Source organism: Bradyrhizobium sp. SPXBL-02 (assembly GCF_051853065.1).
Classification (GTDB): domain Bacteria; phylum Pseudomonadota; class Alphaproteobacteria; order Rhizobiales; family Xanthobacteraceae; genus Bradyrhizobium.
Window position 1 is genome coordinate 7,107,523 of sequence record NZ_CP182474.1, and the last position, 17,907, is coordinate 7,125,429.

At 66.4% G+C, this 17,907-nt stretch carries 16 protein-coding genes; 4 read left to right on the forward strand and 12 right to left on the reverse strand.

Translation table 11 applies throughout. The features are described from left to right. Nucleotides 1-29 precede the first annotated feature (29 nt). Entirely contained in the window at nucleotides 30-1,130 is a 1,101-nt protein-coding gene (gene tcuB / locus ACNJYD_RS32970) for a tricarballylate utilization 4Fe-4S protein TcuB (RefSeq protein ID WP_439364485.1), read from the reverse strand. Then, a complete protein-coding gene (gene tcuA / locus ACNJYD_RS32975; RefSeq protein ID WP_439364486.1) occupies nucleotides 1,117-2,508 on the reverse strand; it encodes an FAD-dependent tricarballylate dehydrogenase TcuA in 1,392 nt (463 codons plus the stop codon). Before tcuA ends, tcuB begins: the two co-directional genes overlap by 14 nt. A 148-nt stretch (nucleotides 2,509-2,656) precedes the next feature. Between tcuA and ACNJYD_RS32980 the strand changes: the two genes are divergently transcribed. Next, nucleotides 2,657-3,340, forward strand: coding sequence for a GntR family transcriptional regulator (locus ACNJYD_RS32980; protein ID WP_439364487.1), 684 nt, complete (start codon nucleotides 2,657-2,659; stop codon nucleotides 3,338-3,340). Between the two features lie 13 nt (nucleotides 3,341-3,353). On the opposite strand, the gene ACNJYD_RS32985 is transcribed toward ACNJYD_RS32980, so the two are convergent. From ACNJYD_RS32985 to mobB, 7 genes are all read right to left on the reverse strand, one after another. Further along, nucleotides 3,354-4,439, reverse strand: a complete 1,086-nt coding sequence (locus ACNJYD_RS32985; protein WP_439364488.1) for a HupE/UreJ family protein — start codon at nucleotides 4,437-4,439, stop codon at nucleotides 3,354-3,356. 18 nt (nucleotides 4,440-4,457) lie between these two features. Continuing rightward, nucleotides 4,458-4,931: a Cys-tRNA(Pro) deacylase gene (ybaK, locus tag ACNJYD_RS32990; protein ID WP_271501980.1), complete on the reverse strand. Its 474-nt coding sequence runs from the start codon at nucleotides 4,929-4,931 to the stop codon at nucleotides 4,458-4,460. 112 nt (nucleotides 4,932-5,043) lie between these two features. Next, nucleotides 5,044-7,812: a formate dehydrogenase subunit alpha gene (gene fdhF / locus ACNJYD_RS32995; RefSeq protein ID WP_439364489.1), complete on the reverse strand. Its 2,769-nt coding sequence runs from the start codon at nucleotides 7,810-7,812 to the stop codon at nucleotides 5,044-5,046. Beyond that, on the reverse strand, nucleotides 7,809-9,515 hold the full coding sequence (locus ACNJYD_RS33000) for an NADH-ubiquinone oxidoreductase-F iron-sulfur binding region domain-containing protein (RefSeq protein ID WP_439364490.1): 1,707 nt from the start codon (nucleotides 9,513-9,515) through the stop codon (nucleotides 7,809-7,811). Before ACNJYD_RS33000 ends, fdhF begins: the two co-directional genes overlap by 4 nt. Nucleotides 9,516-9,801: 286 nt before the next feature. After that, entirely contained in the window at nucleotides 9,802-10,035 is a 234-nt protein-coding gene (locus tag ACNJYD_RS33005; protein ID WP_439364491.1) for a sulfurtransferase TusA family protein, read from the reverse strand. 47 nt (nucleotides 10,036-10,082) lie between these two features. Beyond that, a complete protein-coding gene (locus tag ACNJYD_RS33010; protein WP_439364492.1) occupies nucleotides 10,083-11,339 on the reverse strand; it encodes a molybdopterin molybdotransferase MoeA in 1,257 nt (418 codons plus the stop codon). Nucleotides 11,340-11,348: 9 nt separating this feature from the next. Beyond that, on the reverse strand, nucleotides 11,349-11,876 hold the full coding sequence (mobB, locus tag ACNJYD_RS33015; protein ID WP_439364493.1) for a molybdopterin-guanine dinucleotide biosynthesis protein B: 528 nt from the start codon (nucleotides 11,874-11,876) through the stop codon (nucleotides 11,349-11,351). A 209-nt stretch (nucleotides 11,877-12,085) separates the two neighbouring features. Here mobB and ACNJYD_RS33020 point away from each other — a divergent pair, with 209 nt between their 5' ends. The 3 genes from ACNJYD_RS33020 (at nucleotide 12,086) to ACNJYD_RS33030 (ending at nucleotide 13,927) form a co-directional block, all read left to right on the forward strand. Next, nucleotides 12,086-12,976, forward strand: a complete 891-nt coding sequence (locus ACNJYD_RS33020; protein WP_439364494.1) for a formate dehydrogenase accessory sulfurtransferase FdhD — start codon at nucleotides 12,086-12,088, stop codon at nucleotides 12,974-12,976. A 1-nt stretch (nucleotide 12,977) separates the two neighbouring features. Next, a complete protein-coding gene (mobA, locus tag ACNJYD_RS33025) occupies nucleotides 12,978-13,625 on the forward strand; it encodes a molybdenum cofactor guanylyltransferase MobA (RefSeq protein ID WP_439367543.1) in 648 nt (215 codons plus the stop codon). Between the two features lie 65 nt (nucleotides 13,626-13,690). Beyond that, nucleotides 13,691-13,927, forward strand: a complete 237-nt coding sequence (locus ACNJYD_RS33030; protein ID WP_439364495.1) for a hypothetical protein — start codon at nucleotides 13,691-13,693, stop codon at nucleotides 13,925-13,927. 13 nt (nucleotides 13,928-13,940) lie between these two features. Here the strand turns inward: ACNJYD_RS33030 and ACNJYD_RS33035 are convergent, their stop codons facing one another. From ACNJYD_RS33035 to ACNJYD_RS33045, 3 genes are read right to left on the reverse strand one after another with little or no spacing between them, the layout of a single operon-like run. Further along, entirely contained in the window at nucleotides 13,941-15,890 is a 1,950-nt protein-coding gene (locus tag ACNJYD_RS33035; protein WP_439364496.1) for a molybdopterin biosynthesis protein, read from the reverse strand. Nucleotides 15,891-15,903: 13 nt separating this feature from the next. Further along, on the reverse strand, nucleotides 15,904-17,010 hold the full coding sequence (locus ACNJYD_RS33040; protein WP_439364497.1) for a molybdopterin-binding protein: 1,107 nt from the start codon (nucleotides 17,008-17,010) through the stop codon (nucleotides 15,904-15,906). A gap of 53 nt (nucleotides 17,011-17,063) precedes the next feature. After that, nucleotides 17,064-17,891, reverse strand: a complete 828-nt coding sequence (locus tag ACNJYD_RS33045) for a substrate-binding domain-containing protein (protein WP_212259223.1) — start codon at nucleotides 17,889-17,891, stop codon at nucleotides 17,064-17,066. Nucleotides 17,892-17,907 lie beyond the last annotated feature (16 nt).

Here is a 17,907-nt window from a genome sequence, read left to right on the forward strand (position 1 = left end):
ACCGGGCTCCGAGACGAGCGGCGCGCGGATCACGCCGCCGTCCGCCGCTCCTGCGCGTAACGCACCAGCGCGGCAAAGCGATAGATGCCGTGCACGAACTTGCCGTAGGGCATGGTGATGAACAATGCGAACACGGCGCCGAGATGCAGCGCGAGCAGCGGTCCCATCGCGGCGGTCTCGCGCAGCACCAGCAGCAGCATTCCGGTGAGGCCGGTCAGGAACAGCATGGCGATGAAACCGACATCCATGCCGTAGCTGAACTCGTCCAGCAGCGCGGGATCGCGCCGCATCTTGGCGGCGAACAGGCCGATCGGCCCGACGATCAGACCGATGCCGCCGAGCGTACCGAGCACCACGGGCAGGTCCCACCACGGATACGGCGCCTCGCGGCCGAGCAGATAGTGATAAAGCGTCGCAACAGACGTCGCTGCGAAGCACAGGATGAAACCGTAGAAGGTCAGGTGGTGATAGAGCTTGCGCCGGTCGGTGGGCTTGTCGTCCTCATTGTAGCAACCGACGCCGCCGCCATGAAGATAGCGCAGCTCGCCGGCATCGCGGATTGCCTGAAAGATCGAGCCGCCATCGGCACGGTTGCCGATGGGCGCGCCGATGTCGCGCCAGAAGGCGCGCACGCTCATGACAAGGGCGAGGATCGCGTAAAGGAATGCGGCGCCAAACAGCGCAGCCATCGCGTTGTGCGGCATCAGCTTGTAGAAGGCGCCGGGCCCGGTGTGCACGCCGAACAACACGCCGCGGTCATTCAAGGCGGCGAAGCCGAGAATGAACGCCGCCATGCTGAGCGCAGTGGTGATGCTGATGACGAGGCCGTTCCGCGCGAATGTGCTGGATAGCGCACGCGGCCAGGCATAGGCCGCATAGGACTCCGCGCGCGCGACCGCCAGCGTCTCGGGAACGTTGACGTTGAACTCGTGCGGCGGCGAGAACTGGCAGTCGACGTAGCAGGCGCCGCAGGCATGGCAGAGATTGGCGAGATAGTTGAGATCGCCATCGGAGAAGGCGCGGCGCATCTCCATGGCCGGAAACACCGCGCACAGGCCCTCGCAATAGCGGCAGGAATTGCAGACCGTCATCAGACGGTCGGCTTCGTCCAAAATCCTAGTTCCGTGCATGTTTCGCCGCTTCCCGTCCTGCGATTCGCCCGAACACGCTGCCGATGGTCATGCCCATGCCGGCCGCATAGCCCTTGCCGAGCACGTTGCCCGCCATGATCTCGCCGGCCGCGAACATGTTGGCGGACGGCTTGCCGCCCTTCATCAGCATGCGCGCCTCCTTGTTCACGCGCGTGCCGAGATAGGTGAAGGTGATGCCGGGCCGCACCGGATAGGCGAGAAAAGGCGGCGTCTCGATCCGGCGCGCCCAATGTGTTTTCGGCGGCGTGATGCCCTCCGTCACGCAATCATCCAGAATGGTGTGGTCGAAGGTCCCGGGCCGCACCGCGGCGTTGAATTCGGTGATGGTCCTTTCCAGCGCGGCCGGATCGAGCTCGAGCTTGCCGGCGAGCTCGGTGATGGTATGCCCGGCGATCGGCGGGAACAGCGTCGGCATGAAGCTGGTCACGACGGTCGAGTCGAAAATGATATAGGCGATCTGGTCGGGCTGCGCCGCGACCAGCCGGCCCCAGATCGCGTAGCGCTTCGGCCAGATGTCCTCGCCCTCGTCGTAGAAGCGCTGGCCGTGCTTGTTGACGACGATGCCGAACACGACGGAGTCGTGGCGCGTGATGATGCCGCCGTCGAATTTCGGCGCGCGGGCATCGATCGCGACCGCATGGCACTGGGTGGGATCGCCGACCTCCTGCACGCCCTTGTCGAGCAGCATCTTCAGGATCGAGCCGCGGTTATGGGGCGTGCCGCGGATCAAAAAATTGTCGGCAGCCTCACCCCAATATTGCTTCAGCCATTCGATGTTGGACTCGAACCCGCCGGCAGCTGCAACCAGCGAGGTGGCGCGGATCTCGGTCTCGCCCTTGATCGGCCGCTTGAGGCGCGCGGCGAGGAACATGCCGTCCTCGATCACGAGGTCGGTGACCTCGGCGTCGTATTCGACGGCGACGCCGAGCCGCTCCGCGGTCAGATACAGCGCGTTCAGCATCGCCCGGCCACCGCCGAGGAAGAAGGAGTTGGTGCGGCCGAGGCTCAGCGTACCGCCGAGGGAAGGCTGCCAGCGCACGCCCTGCTCCACGATCCAGTTCAGGATGTCCTTGGATTCGCGGATCATATGGCGCGCCAGCACCTCGTCGGTTTGCCCGCCGGTGACGCGCAGCAGGTCCTCCCAAAACTCCTCCTCGGTGTAGGGGCCGGTCAGGATTTCGGTCGCCGCGTCATGGGCGCAGCGCATGTTGCGGGTGTGGCGGGTGTTGCCGCCGCGGTAGAACTTGGGCGCGCCTTCGAGCACCAGCACGGACGCTCCGCCGCGCCGCGCGCTGATCGCCGCGCACAGGGCCGCATTGCCGCCACCGATCACCAGCACGTCGTATTTGCTGCTCATCCCATCTGCCCGATGCGGCGAAGTTGGAGACATTCTGCCAGCCGGCGGTCTGGATCGCGCCGATCCGCCATTGCGTACCTTTGTATACAAAGATATACATAAGTCGCGCAAGCGGCATCTGCATGGGCAGGAGACGCACCGAGGGACAATGGCCAGACGCCCGGCAAATTCAGGTGGGACGATCGCGCGCGGAGGCGGCGTTGCGCTCGGCGAAGCCGTGTTCCGCTCGCTGTGCGAGGCGCTCCAGGCCGGCAGCTACCGCGCCGGCGACCGGCTGCGCGAGGAAGAGGTCGCCCAGCGGCTGAAGGTCAGTCGCACGCCGGTGAGGGAGGCGCTGGGCCGGCTCGCCGCACGCGGCTTCGTCGCGCCTGCCGGCGGCCGCGGGCTGATCGTCCGCAATCTCGACATCTCCGAGGTGCTCGAGCTCTACGCCATGCGTGAGATCATGGAAGGCGCCGCCGCGCGCCTTGCCGCCGAGCACGCCTCAGCGCCGGAGATCGACGCGCTCCGCGATATCGAGCAGGCCTTTGTCGAGGCATCCGCGGCCGATGCCGCCGAGATGGCAAGGCTCAACCGCACCTTCCACGAGGCCATCTGCCGCGCAGCGCGCAACCGCTATCTCGACAACGCCTCGCGCGAATTGCAGGACTGGATCGCCCTGCTCGGCCCGACCACTTTCACGGTGACAGGCCGTCCCAAGACGAGTCACGGCGAGCACCAGGCCATCATTGCAGCCATCGCCGGGCGCGACGGCGACAAGGCTGAGAAGTTGGCGCGTGCACATATCCGCGAGGCGCTGCGCTGCCGGTTGAAATTGCTGCAGAAGCAGTAAGTCGTCTGCCCGATCACGCCTCGAATACACGCGTCAGCAGCCAATAGCCGCCGAGCACACCGATCATTGCGGACGTGACATAAACCAGCCTTGCCGCTCGTGCCGGCTGCTCCCGGCCGGCCGCAGTCACGCGGTCCAACACGCCAAGTACCGGCAGCAGCAGCGCGACGATCGCGATCTGCCCGATCTCGACGCCGACATTGAAGGCGGCCAGCGCCGGAACGATCGCATCAGGCGGCAGGCCGATCTCGCGAAGCGCGCCGGCGAAGCCGAAGCCGTGGATCAAGCCGAACAGAAAAGCCACCCGCCAGCGCTTGTCGATGTCGCGCGAAAAGAAGTTCTCGACGGCGACGAACACGATCGAGGCCGCGATCGCGGGCTCAACGATGCGGCTCGGGATGACCAGGACGTTCAGGGCCGCCAGCGACAACGTCAGGGAGTGAGCGATGGTGAAGGCGGTCACGATCTTGACGACCGGCAAGAGCCGGCGTGCCCACAAGACGATCGCGACCAGGAATGCGACGTGATCGTAACCGAGGAAGATGTGCTCGACGCCGGTGATGAGATAACGCTGCATCGTAGAGGACAGCGACGGCGGCGCCGTCGAGAGGGTCACCGTCGTGTTGTGGGCGTCGAGCAAGGCCTGCGTCTCGGACCGGCCCTGCGCGATCAGCACCACCTGCCGCGCGGCCCTGTCTTTCTCCGTCAGCACCGTGGAGCGATAGACAATGTCGCCGGTCACGTTCGCGCAGGCAAAGCTGTTGCGATAGACGATGCCGTCACCGTCCGCCAGGATCGCTGCATTTCCGGCGGAGCAGGCCCTGGCACCTCCTGTAACAGCCAGATGCGTGCCCATATAGGCGAGGATCGCGGGCTTGGCCGCTTCGACGGCGGCGGGATCGACCGCATCCCGCCTCGCATCATAAATCTTCGTGCCGATCAGGCGATCGACGTCGCTGCCCTTCAATCCGAGCTCGGCGCTCACCGTGCGATCGGGACTCAGCGCCACCCGTGCCGTGACGAGGTTGACCTCATGTGCCTCCGCCGGAAGCGCGAGGCCGAGCAGCACCGCGAGCCACGCCAGGAGCGGCCGCCTCATGATCCCGCTCCATCGCGCTCACGCCAGCACATCCGCCACGGCCGCCTTCAGAACATCCCGCACATCGGTGGGCTTCAGCCGGACCTGCAAGCCGCGCTGGCCGCCATTGAGATAGACCAGGTCATGGGCGAGCGCGCTCTGCTCGATCACGGTGCGCACAGGCTTGCGCTGTCCGAACGGGCTGATGCCGCCGACCTTGTAGCCGGTGACGCGCTCGGCCTCGGGCGGCTTCATCATCTGCGCCGACTTGCCGCTCGCTGCCGCCGCCAGCTTCTTCATCGAGACCTCCTGGTCGGACGGCACGACCACGCAGACCGGCTTGCCGTCGACCAGCGCCATCAGCGTCTTCAGGACGCGCGCCGGATCCTCGCCGAGCGCGGCCGCCGCCTGCAGCCCGATGCTCTCGGCGTCGGGATCATAGTCGTAGGTGTGAACGGTGAAGGCAACACCGGCGGCTGCGAGTGCGCGTGTGGCGGGGGTGACTTTGGACATGCGTCACATGTAGCACCGTCATTGCGAGGAGCGAAGCGACGAAGCAATCCAGAATCCCGCCGGCGAGGCAGTCTGGATTGCTTCGCTTCGCTCGCAATGACGGCGGAGGCCCCTACTCCGCCGCGTCCCGCATCTCGGCGCGCTCGGCCCGCGCTGCGCAGAACTTGAACTCCGGGATCTTGCCGAACGGGTCCAGTGCCGGGTTGGTGAGCAGGTTCGCAGCCGCTTCGGCGTAGCAGAACGGCATGAACACCATGTTCTCCGGCACGTCGCGGTCGGAGCGGACCTTGACTTCGACGGCGCCGCGGCGGGTCTCCAGGCGAATGAAATCGCCGGGTACCAGCTTCTTCTTGCGCATGTCCTTGGGTGACATGAACGCGACCGCCTCCGGCTCGATCTGGTCGAGCACCTGGGCGCGGCGGGTCATCGAGCCGGTGTGCCAGTGCTCCAGCACGCGGCCGGTCGAGAGCACCATCGGATATTCGTCGTCGGGAATCTCGTCCGGCGGAACGACCTTGGCCGGCACGATCTTGCCGCGGCCGCTCGCGGTCGGGAACCCTGTGGTGAAGATGATCTCGTTGCCGGGCTTGTTCGGATCGTCGACGGGATAAGTGACCGCGCCCTCACGCACCAGCCGCTCCCAGGTGATGTTCTTCAGCGACGGCATCAGCTCTGCCATCTCGGTGAAGACGTCGCCGGGACCGGCATAATTCCACGGCAGGCCCATGCGCTTGCCGATCTCCTGGATGATCCAGAGATCCTGACGCGCATCGCCGGGCGGCTTGATCACCTGGCGCGCCAGCTGCACGCGGCGATCGGTGTTGGTGAATGAGCCGTCCTTTTCGGCGAAGGCCGAGGCCGGCAGGATCACGTCGGCATGGAACGCAGTCTCGGTGACGAAGAGATCCTGCACCACGAGATGATCGAGCAACGCCAGCGCATGGCGCGCATGCTGCAGGTCGGGATCGGACATCGCGGGGTTCTCGCCCTCGATATACATGCCCTTGATCTCGCCGGCGTGGATCGCGTTCATGATCTCGACCACGGTCAGGCCGCGGACGGGATCGAGATCCTGCTGCCAGAGCTTTTCGAAGGCGCCGCGCATGTCGTCGCGCCCCACCGGCTGATAGTCCGGCAGGAACATCGGGATCAGGCCGGCATCGGAAGCGCCTTGCACGTTGTTCTGGCCACGCAGCGGATGCAGGCCAGTGCCGGGACGGCCGACCTGGCCGGTGATCAGCGCGAGCGCAATCAGGCAGCGCGCATTGTCGGTGCCATGGACGTGCTGGCTGATGCCCATGCCCCAGAAAATGATCGACGACTTTGCCCGCGCATAGGTGCGCGCCACTTCGCGCAAGGTCTGCGCCGGGACGCCGCAGATCGGCTCCATCTTCTCCGGCGTGAACTCCTTGATCTTCTCCTTGAGGTCCTCGAAGCCTTCGGTGTAGCCGGCGATGTACTGGTCGTCGGTCAGGCCTTCGGTGATGATCGTGTTGATCATCGCGTTCAGCATGGCGACGTCGGAGCCCGGCTTGAACTGCAGATGCTTGGTCGCGTGACGCGACAGCGACTGCCGGCGCGGGTCCATCACGAACAGCTTTGCGCCGTTCTGCTTGACCGCGTTCTTGATGAAGGTCGCTGCAACCGGATGGTTCACGGTCGGATTGGCGCCGATCACGACGATGACCTCGGCGTCCATCGCGGCCGAGAACGGCGCCGACACCGCGCCAGAGCTGAGGCCTTCGAACAGCGCCGCCACCGACGAGGCATGGCACAGGCGGGTGCAATGGTCGACGTTGTTGGAGCCGAAGCCGGTGCGCACGAGCTTCTGGAACAGATAGGCCTCTTCGTTCGAGCCCTTGGCCGAACCGAAGCCGGCCAGCGCCTTCACGCCCTTGTCGTCGCGGATCTTGACGAGACCCTTGGCGGCGATGTCGAGCGCTTCCTCCCAGCTCGCTTCGCGGAAATGCGTGAACGGATTGGCCGGGTCGACCTGGTCGTTGGCATCCTTCTTCGCGTTCGGCAGCCGCACCAGCGGCTTGGTCAGGCGATGCGGATGGTGGATATAGTCGAAGCCGAAGCGGCCCTTCACACAGAGACGATTGTGGTTGGCGGGGCCGTCGCGGCCTTCCGCATAGATCACCTTCTCGTCCTTGACCTCGTAGGTGACCTGGCAGCCGACGCCGCAGAACGGGCAGAGCGAATCCACCTTCTTGTCGGCATAGGTGACGCGCGTCTGGTTTTCGTCGAGCATCACAGCCGGCATCAAGGCGCCGGTCGGACAGGCCTGCACGCATTCGCCGCAGGCAACGCAGGTGGACTCGCCCATGGGGTCGTCGAAGTCGAACACGATCTTGGCGCCGGCATTGCGATAGGCCATGCCGATGACGTCGTTGACCTGGACCTCGCGGCAGGCGCGCACGCAGAGGCCGCACTGGATGCAGGCATCGAGATTGACGCGCATCGCCGGATGGCTGGCGTCGGTTGCCCAGCGCTCGGCGGCGGGAAAGCGGCTCTCGGTGACGCCAGTGGTCTCGGCCCAGTGCCAGAACTTCGAATCCGGATCGTGTGACGTCTCACGCGCCGGCTGGTCGGCAACGAGCAGCTCCATCACCATTTTTTGCGCCGACACCGCACGCGCGGATTCCGTCTTCACCTTCATGCCGACCGACGGCGTGCGCTTGCAGGACGCGGCGAGCACGCGCTCGCCCTCGATCTCGACCATGCAGGCGCGGCAATTGCCGTCGGGGCGATAGTCCGGCGCCGGCGAATAGCAGAGATGCGGAATGTCGCGGCCCTGGCGTTTTGCGACCTGCCAGATCGTCTCGCCAGGCTTGGCCTCGACCTGCTTGCCGTCGAGCTCGAACGTAATCTTCGTCATTCCGCCGCTTCCTTGAACTCGTCAGGGAAATATTTGATCACGGAGGACAGTGGATTCGATGCCGCCTGTCCGAGCCCGCAGATCGAGGCATCGCGCATCGCCTGGCTCAATTCTTCCAGCAAGGCACGGTTCCAGACCGGCCTTTGCATCAGCAGCGCCGCCTTCTGGGTACCGACGCGGCACGGCGTGCACTGGCCGCAGCTCTCGTCCTCGAAGAACTTCATCAGGTTCAATGCGGCAGCGCGCACGCTGTCCTTGTGCGACAGGATCACGATCGCAGCCGAGCCGATGAAGCAGCCGTATTTCTCCAGCGTGCCGAAATCGAGCGGGATGTCGTCCATCGATGCCGGCAAAATGCCGCCGGACGCACCGCCCGGCAGATACGCGTAGAATCGATGGCCGTCGGCCATGCCGCCGCAATATTCCTCGATCAGCTCGCGCACGGTGATACCCGCGGGCGCGAGCTTCATGCCGGGATTTTTGACGCGTCCCGAAACCGAGAAGCTGCGCAGGCCGTGACGCTCGTGGCGGCCATGGCCCTTCCACCAGTCGGCGCCCTTCTCGACGATGTCGCGCACCCACCACAGCGTCTCGATGTTGTTGATCAGCGTCGGCAGACCGAACAGGCCGACCTGGAACGGGTAAGGCGGCTTGTGCCTGGGCAGACCACGCTTGCCTTCGATGCTCTCCAGCAGCGAGGATTCCTCGCCGCAGATGTAAGCGCCGGCGCCGCGCCGCAGGTGCAGCGTCGGGCCGCCCGGCGGGAGCTTTGCGATCTCGCGCTGGAGGATCTCGCGCGAGGCCGGATATTCGTCGCGCAGATAGATATAGACGTCGCTCGCCTGCACCACATGGGCGCCGATCAGCATGCCCTCGATGAAGCGATGCGGATCGGTTTCGAGGTAATAGCGGTCCTTGAACGTGCCGGGCTCGCCCTCGTCGCCGTTGATCGCCATCAGCCGCGGCCCGGGCTCGCCGAGCACGGCGCGCCATTTGCGTCCGGTGGGAAAGCCGGCGCCGCCAAGTCCACGCAGCGAAGCGTCGTCGAGCGCTTTCAGGAGATCGTCCTTCGACAGCTCGCCCGAGCGCAGGCGATTGAGTAGCTTGTAGCCGCCATCGGCGACGTAGGCATCGTACTCGGTATATGTGGGCAGATGCGCGTGCGTGTCGCCGGCCTTGGCTGCCGCCATGACGTTGGCGACGGTGGCGTGGTCGACGAAATTGTGCCCGACCTCGGCGGCCGGCGCCGTGTCGCAGCGGCCGACGCAGGGCGCGCGCACGACGCGGATGCCGGGACCTGACGCGCTCTGCAGATCCTCGAGCAGCTTCTCGCCGCCAAGCATCGCGCAGGTGAGTGAATCGCAGACGCGGATCGTCAACGGGGGAATGTCGGGCTCACCTTCCTTCACCACGTCGAAATGCGCGTAGAAGGTCGCCGTCTCGAACACCTCGGCGAAGGCGAGCTTCATCTCGTCGGCGAGCGCGGCCAGATGCGCGGCCGAGATCTGGTGGTACTTGTCCTGGATCAGGTGCAGATATTCGATCAAGAGATCGCGCCGCCGCGGCCTGTCGCCGAGCAACAGCTCGATCTCGTGCGCGGCCGTGGGATCGACCTGCCGCCCCTTGGGGGTCGCCTTGGCGCGTCGGCGTCCCTCACCGGGATGCTCGAAGGAGCGGACCTTGTGCACGTCCTCGTGGCTCATCGATTCGTCTCGATCTCTTCTTTTAGAACGGCTCCACTTCTAGCCCCTGGCATGCCAGATGCCAAGCGAATTGTGATGTTCGCGGAAGCGTTTAAGCGAAACTCAGGGTAGACGTGACTGCCCAGACACGGCCTGCGTTTCGTCCCAACGGGCCATTGATGGAGCGAAGCCCGAATTGGTCGGGAGATCAATAAAGGTGTCCCGTGCTGCGATAGCGAAGTCCTATCGAATGCCCGGTCCGAGGCTACGGCGGGAGCACAAAGGCCGCCGCCGTGAACATCGCCTTCTACGGGGCGTCACTCTTTTCGACCAGGAACACGATGCGCGCCTCGTTGCGCTCGGTGATCTCGACCTTGTCGCCGGTCTCGCGGATCAGATTGGGGATATCGATCACCGAGAGCGGATCGGTGCAGTGAACTTCGAGCTGGTCGCCTGCCTTGAGCGGCTTGAGCGCCTTGCGCGTCTTGAGCGCCGGCAGCGGGCATTTCAGCCCGGTGAGATCGAGTATCGTCCTGGTCATGGCCGCACCATGGCGGCGTGGAACGGCTGCGTCAACGCGGGGAGGCCTCAGATCAGGCTGGCGTAGGGCAGGAAGCCGACATCCTGCCCCGGCTCGACATTCGTGATGTCCTCGCCGAGCTCGACGAGGCCGTCGGTCTCGACCAGCGAGGACAAGAGCCCGGCCCCTTCGCGCGGGAACTTGATCGCCTCGAGCCCGCCGTCCTGCGCGCGCCGCAACGAGGCGCGCACATATTCACGCCGCCCGGCCTTCTTCTTGTAGGTAAACGCAGCACGCACCGGAATCGGCAACAGCGGCTCCGGCAGCCCACCCGCCAGCGCCAGCACCGTCGGCCGCACCACATGGACGAAGGTGACAAAGCTCGCGACCGGATTGCCGGGCAGTCCGATCAGCGGTATGCCGGCGACGATCCCCATCGCCACGGGACGGCCCGGCTTGATCGCCATCCGCCACAGCACCAGTGAGCCGATGCTCTCCACGGCCGCCTTGACGTGATCCTCCTCCCCGGTCGAGACGCCGCCGGTGGTGAGGATCAGGTCATGGTCGCCTGCAACCCGCTTCAGGCCGCTCGCCAGTGACGTTCGCTCGTCGCGCAGAATGCCGAGATCGCTGACCTCGCAGCCGAGCCGCCGCAGCATCGCCATCAGCATGAAGCGGTTGGAATCGAACAATTGCGAGGCGGCGCGCGGCTCGCCGGGTGAAGCCAGTTCGTCGCCGGTCGAGAACACGGCAACACGGATGCGCCTGACGACGTCGAGCCTCGTCAGGCCGAACGCGGCGGCAAGCGCGACATGCTGCGGCCGCAGGCGCTGGCCGGCGCGGAGCGCGACGTGTCCTTGGGGAATGTCCTCGCCTGCGGGTCGCACATTGGCGCCGGGCTTCAGCCCCGGCGGCAACACGATCTTCCCGGACTCATCGATGCGGACGTCCTCCTGCATGAAGACGGTCTCCGCGTCCGGCGGCATCGGCGCGCCGGTGAAGATGCGCGCGGTGTGGCCGGGCTTGATCGGCGCCTGCGCAAGGCCGCCGGCCTGAATGCGACCGTCGAGCGGGAACGCCTGTTCCGCCCTTGCCGGAAGGTCCGCGTTGCGCACCGCGTAGCCGTCGACGGCGGAGTTGGTGAAGGGCGGCAGCGGCAGAGGCGCGGCCACATCGCCCGCGAGCACGCGTCCGTCCGCGTCGGCGAGCCCAACCGTCTCGAGATCGACGATCGCACTGACGCGCGTCGTGATGAGGCCAACGGCTTCGTCGACCGACATCATCGGGCCACCGAAGGCAAAGCAATCGTCCGACAGTTGCGCCATGGTGCCTCGTCAGCGTATCGCGGCGCTTCTTGCCACCGCTTCCTCGACCGGCATCGCCGCCCGTAGCATCAATGCCGCGGCGCCTTCGATATCGTCGAGATGGACAGTCGGGAGCCTCGTGTCAATCGCGACGTCCGTCGCGATCCCGGCAATCCCGGGATCGTCCGGAAACAGCAGCGGCTTGCCGTTGGCGGCACGATGCACCTCGATCTTGCGATGCGGCTCACGCTTGAATCCCTCGACCACGACGAGATCGACCGCGGAGAGTTTCTCGAGCAGCTCCGGCAGCCGCGGCTCCGCCGCCCCACGCAGCTCATGCATCAGCGCCCAGCGGTTCGACGAAGCGACCAGCACCTCTGCCGCGCCGGCCTCGCGATGGCGCCAGGAATCCTTGCCGGGCACGTCGACGTCGAACCGGTGATGCGCATGCTTGATCACCGAGACGCGCAGGCCTTGCGCGTTGAAATGCGGAATCAGCCGCGTCAACAGCGTGGTCTTGCCCGCACCGCTCCATCCTGCAAGGCCGATGACTTTCATTCCAGCTCCGTGTCCGCGAACGACCCAGGTCCCTTCTGGAACCGCGGCCCCCTCCGTGTCATTGCGAGCGCAGCGAAGCAATCCAGACTGCCGCCGCGGAAGGATTCTGGATTGCTTCGCTCCGCTCGCAATGACGAGCGGAGGCATTTTGCCCATTCCCGGCCATGCTTATATCGGCTTGACCCGAATGTCATGCTAACCTCGCCGCCATGATGAAGATCGACAAAGCCCCGGTGCCCCTGATCGTCCCCAATCCGGACGATCCGCGCCTGACCCAGAGCGTGACCGGCACCGACCAGGCCGGCGCCAGGGTCGAGATCAAGGTGCCGATGGAGCGGCCGCTGACGCTCTATTTGAACGCCCAGGAGATCGTCACCATGATGACGATCGGCGACTACCCCGAATATCTGGCGCTCGGCTACCTGCTGAACCAGAACATGCTGAAATATAATGACGTGGTCACTGAGGTCGAGTACCACGACGACCTCCAGGTGGTCGTCGTGCGCACCTCACACCACACCAATTTCGAGGCCAAGCTGAAGAAGCGCACGCAGACGTCCGGCTGCGCGCAGGGCACCGCCTTCGGCGACCTCCTGGAGGCGGTCGAGAGCGTCGCGCTGCCCAAGGCGGAGCTGCGCACCTCCTGGCTCTACCAGATGACGCAGACCATCAACACCATGCCCTCGCTTTACCTGGAGGCCGGCGCGATCCACGGCTGCGTGCTGTGCAAGGAGGGCACGCCGCTCTGCTACACCGAGGATGTCGGCCGCCACAACGCCGTCGACAAGATCGCGGGCTGGATGTACCGCCACGGCGTCGACGCTTCCGACAAGATCCTCTACACCACCGGGCGCCTCACCTCGGAGATGGTGATCAAGACCGTGCGCATGGGCATTCCGATCCTGGTGTCGCGCTCCGGCTTCACCGCCTGGGGTGTCGATCTCGCAAGACAGGTCGGCCTGACGCTGGTCGGACGTACGCGCGGCAAGCGCTTCATCGCGCTCGCAGGCGAAGAGCGCATCGTCTACGACCAGAACCTCGCTTATGTCGAGGAGGAATCGGCCAAGCACAAGCGCAAGGGTGAAGGCGGTGACGACTGACATGTCCGCGGCGCGTGTTCCGCCGACCCTTGGCGTGCTGCTCGCCGGCGGGCTGGCGCGGCGCATGGGCGGCGGCGACAAGCCGATGCGCACCATCGGTGGCCGCACCATTCTGGAACGCGTGATCGCGCGTCTCTCGCCCCAGTGTAGCGAGCTGATCCTCAACGCCAACGGCGATCCCGCCCGCTTTGCCGCGTTCGGCTTGCAGGTCGTCGCCGACGACGTGCCCGGCTTCCCCGGCCCCCTCGCCGGCATCCTCGCGGCGCTCGACTGGACCGCGGCGAACCGGCCGGAGATCGAATGGGTGCTCAGCGCCGCCGGCGACTGTCCGTTCCTGCCACGCGATCTCGTGGCGCGCCTGCATGAGGCGCGCGCGCGTGAGAACGCACAGCTCGCGGTCGCTGCATCAGATGAGCAGTCGCATCCGGTGATCGGCCTGTGGCGTGTCGCCTTGCGTGAGGAGCTGCGCCACGCGCTCGTGGTCGAAGACCTCCGCAAGATCGACCGCTGGACCGCGCGCTATCCGCTCGCGACAGTGACCTGGCCGACCGAGCCGGTCGATCCGTTCTTCAATGCGAACACGGTCGAGGACATTGCCGAGGCCGAGCGGCTGGCGGCGCTGGATGACCATCCTAAGCCGCTGCGTTGAGCTGCCGTGAACCCGACCGAGCTGGGGAACGACCAATGATCGGTACGTTGTCCCCGGGATGAACCATGGCCGACTCTCTCCTTGATGTCGTCTTCGATGTCGTCGATCTTGCGCTCGATGTTTCGGATGTGATCGATCGCACGAAGCAGCTGAGCAAGCCTGACACCGTCGAGGTTCCGCCCGATCCGAAGCCGTTGCCGGCCGCCGCGCAGCGTGCGCTGGCCGAGGCCGAGGAACGGAAGCGCAGGCGCGAGCAATCCGATCAGGCCGCCAGCGCCACCGACCAGGCGTCGCAACTGTAGCCCTCGCTGATATCTACGCAGGCCGGAAACCGGCGCGCTCAAGTGCGGCGCGCGCTGCGCTCGAGCCGAGCGCATCAAGAAAGGCCCGCACGGCTGGCCGGTCCTTGCGCGCGGTCACCAGCGCGAAATCGTAATGCTCTTCGGCCAGCGGAATGAAACCGAGGCCGACGGCGTGGGCGACCGGCGCAATGGTCATGCCCCAGTCGGCGCGGTGCTGCGCCACGGCCGCCGCCACCGCATTGTGCGAACGCGGCTGGTTCCAATAGCCTTCCGGCCGGACTCCGCCGAGCAGCCGATCGATCAGGATGCGCGTGCCGGCGCCCTGGTTGCGGTTGACCATGATGCAGGTGGGGTCGGCGAGCGCAGCCGCAACAGCCTCCTTTGCGCTCAGGCCTTCGAAACGTTTGTCGCCCTTACGGAAGACAATGCCCTGCATCCGCCGCCAGCCGGCGACGAGCTCGAGTCCTTCGACGAGATAGGGCGTGTTGTAGGTCTCGCTGCGATCGTCGAACAGATGGATCGGCGCGAGATCGCATTCGCCGCGCTTTGCCGCCGCCAATCCTCCAAGGCTGCCGACCGCGATCGAGCGCACGGTCAGGCTGGCATGCGCGAGCTGTGCGGTGACGAGATCGAGGCCGGTGCAATGGCTGCCGACGATGACGAGATCCGGCACGCGCACATGCGGCGTGAACAGCGTCACCTCGGTTTCGGTGCCGGCCGGCATCTGGTCGGCAAGTGCGTCGATGCGCAGAAAGCCGTCCGCCTGCGCAAAGGACGTGATCGCACCGGACCCTTTGCCGGTGGGGTAGGCGATGAGGCCCGCGCTGCCCTCGACCAGCGAAACCATGACGAATTCGGTGCGGCCGAGCTCGGAGGCGATGCGCACCGGCACGGTCGCGTTCACCTTGGCATCGGAGCGCGGCGGCAGTCCGGCCATCCTGCGCAGCACCGGCACGATCATGTCGTGGAAGGTGAACATCGCCGAGGTTGGAAAGCCCGGCAGGATCACGACAGGCTTGCCGTCGCACACCGCAAGGCACAGCGGCTTGCCGGGCTTGAGCGCAACGCCGTGGGCGATGATGCCGGGCGCGCCGAGCCGGCCGATGATGCGATGAGAGAGGTCGCCCGCGCCTTTCGACGTGCCGCCCGACAGCACCAGCATGTCGGCATCCGCAAGCGCGTCGCGCATGGCGGCTTCGAGCTTGACTTCGTCGTCCGGAATGGCGCCCAGGAAGACAGCCTCACCACCGTTTTCGTCGATCGCGGCCGCGACGATGGCGCCGTTGGTATCGTAGATCTCGGCGGGCCCGAGCACCTGGCCGGGCTGAACCAGCTCGTCCCCGGTGGAGATGACGGCAACCCGCGGTCTGTGCACGACACTCACCTCGGCGACACCGCAAGCCGCCAGCATGCCGATCTCGCGCGAGCCGATGATGGTGCCGGCGCGCAGCAAAGCCTCGCCGCGCGCGATGTCGGATCCGGCATACGAGACGAATAGCCCCGGCGAGACGGCGCGACGGACATCGATCGCATCCTGGCCGGCCGGCTGGGTGTGCTCGACCATGACCACGGCATCGGCGCCGCGCGGCAACGGACCTCCGGTGGCGATCGCCGTTGCGGTTCCGGCCGCCACCTGCAGTATCGGCGCGGTCCCGCAATGAATGGTCTCGCCATTCAGCGCGAGGCGCACCGGCGCGCCCTCGCCGGCCGCCGCAAGGTCGGCGGAGCGCACGGCGAAGCCGTCGACATTGGAGCGGTCGAACGGCGGCACGTCGATCGGCGCCGTGACGTCTTCAGCGAGGGCAGTGCCCAGCGCAGCCGCGAGCTTGCGCGTTTCGGTTTGAAGCGCACGCGGGAACAAGGCCGCCTCGAAGCGCGCCAAGGCCTCCTCGCGCGACAGGACCTTGAGGAACTGCTCCTGCTCGAGCGCGCTGCGGTCCGGTGATTTCGGGATCATCGTCATACCAGAACCCATATCACGCCGGCATCAGATCGGCATCGATCGATGCACCCGCCGCAAATCCCTCGTCGCTGGCGGAAATCAGCAGCCATGCGTCCGCACGGGCGACCGCCTGGAGCGGCCATTCGCCTACGGCAAGCGGCATCCAGGCACGATGTTCCTCGGCCAGCAAAGCGATCTCCGTCAGGCCGACGCTGGAGGCGATTTTTCGCGCAAGCGGCAGCGACACTTTTCGGCGCGGCCGATGCGCCGACAAACGCTCGACGAGCGGCAGCACGAGTGCAAGCCAGACTGCAAGCGCATGATCGGGTGAGCCGGGCAAGGCAATGACGGGAACCCGTCCCAGCCGTCCGACCGCCGCCGTGCGTCCCGGCTGCAGCGCAAGGCCGTGCGCCATCACCTCGCCGCGCCGGGCGAGGGCCGCGATGGCAGCGTCCTGGCGGCCGACGCCGCTACCGCCGATGGTCAGCACAACATCGCAAGACGACGCATCGAGCGCATCGGCGATCGACGCTTCATCGCGCGCACGCGCTTGACGCGCTTCCACATCCAGTCCCGCCGTGTGCGCGATCCCGGCAATCATCTGCGCCGCGACTGTTCCACCCGGCACATTGACGATGCGCAGCCGTGGCCGCCTCACGGCGAGTTTCTCCACGCCCGACACGCGCGCGAGCAGCAGGTCCGCCGCACCGACGGGATGGCCTGCAGCCCCCACGGCCATGCGCGCGGCAATGTCGCTGCCGGCGCGCCTGACACCCTGCCCCGGCGCCCCCTCTGCGAGCACCTGGGCAAGCGGCCCCGACATCTCCACGGCGTCGGCATCGAGCACGCAGTCGCATCCCGCCGGCATCGTGTCACCGGCCTCGACCCATGCAGGGGCCGTTGTCAGCGGCACGGGCGAATAAGCGGACGCGCCGACGAGATCGTTGGCCGATAGCGCCCAACCGTCTACGGCCGCAATGTCGCGCGAAGGATGGGCGGCGAGCAGCGGATCGCCAGCCGCGATGCAGCCGATCGCCTCCGCCAGCGGCACCTCCACCGGCGCAACGGGATCAACGCCCCGCAACAGCGCGGCGAGCGCGGTGTCGAGCGGCGTGAGCGAGGGCGGCAGGCGCTGGGTCATGCGCCATGAGGACCATGCATCGTCCGGTTTGGCAACCGCCGGCGATGCCGGCTTCAGCCGCCCGACCTGTCCGAATTGGGGAAAAACAGTTGCTGCGCGTCGACCTTGTAGCCGGCGATCGCCGTCTGTCCCTCCGGCGACGTCAGCCAGTCGACGAAAGTCTGCGCGAGGTCTTTCTTCACGTTCGGGAACTTCGCAGGGTTCACCAGCATCACGCCATATTGGTTGAGCAGCCGCCGGTCGCCTTCGACGACGATGTCGAGATCGCCGCGATCCCTGAAGGCGATCCAGCTGCCGCGATCCGCCAGCTCGTAAGCATTGGCGGCGCGCGCGGCCTCGAGCGCCGCGGCCATGCCGGGCCCGGCCTCGCGATACCAGGCGCCCTTGGCGCCGGCGATATCGATGCCGGCCACGATCCAAAGCGCGAGCTCCGCGGCGTGGGTGCCCGAGCGATCGCCGCGCGTCACGAACGGCGCGCCCTTGGCTTCGATCGCCTTCAGCGCCGTCGCGATGTCCTTGCCCTTCACGCCCGCGGGATCGCTCTTCGGCCCGATCAGCACATAGTCGCTGTACATCACGTCGTAGCGCTTCACGCCAAAGCCGTCGGCAACGAACTTCTCCTCCTGTGGCCGCGCGTGCATCAGCACGACGTCGACCTCGCCCCTCCGCGCACCATCGAGCACCTCGTCGGCGCGCCGCGCGATCACGGTGACGTCAATGCCGGTCCTGTCGCGGAAGATCGGCAGCAGATAGTCGAGCAGCCCGGACTCCTGCGTCGCCGTCGTCGAAGCGAGGACGATTCTGCGCTCCTCCGCGGATGACGCCGCAATGCCTGCGGCAAGGCCGCAGAGGAGCGCAAGTGCAACGGACAGGCGGCCCATGAGCGGGTTCCCTCAG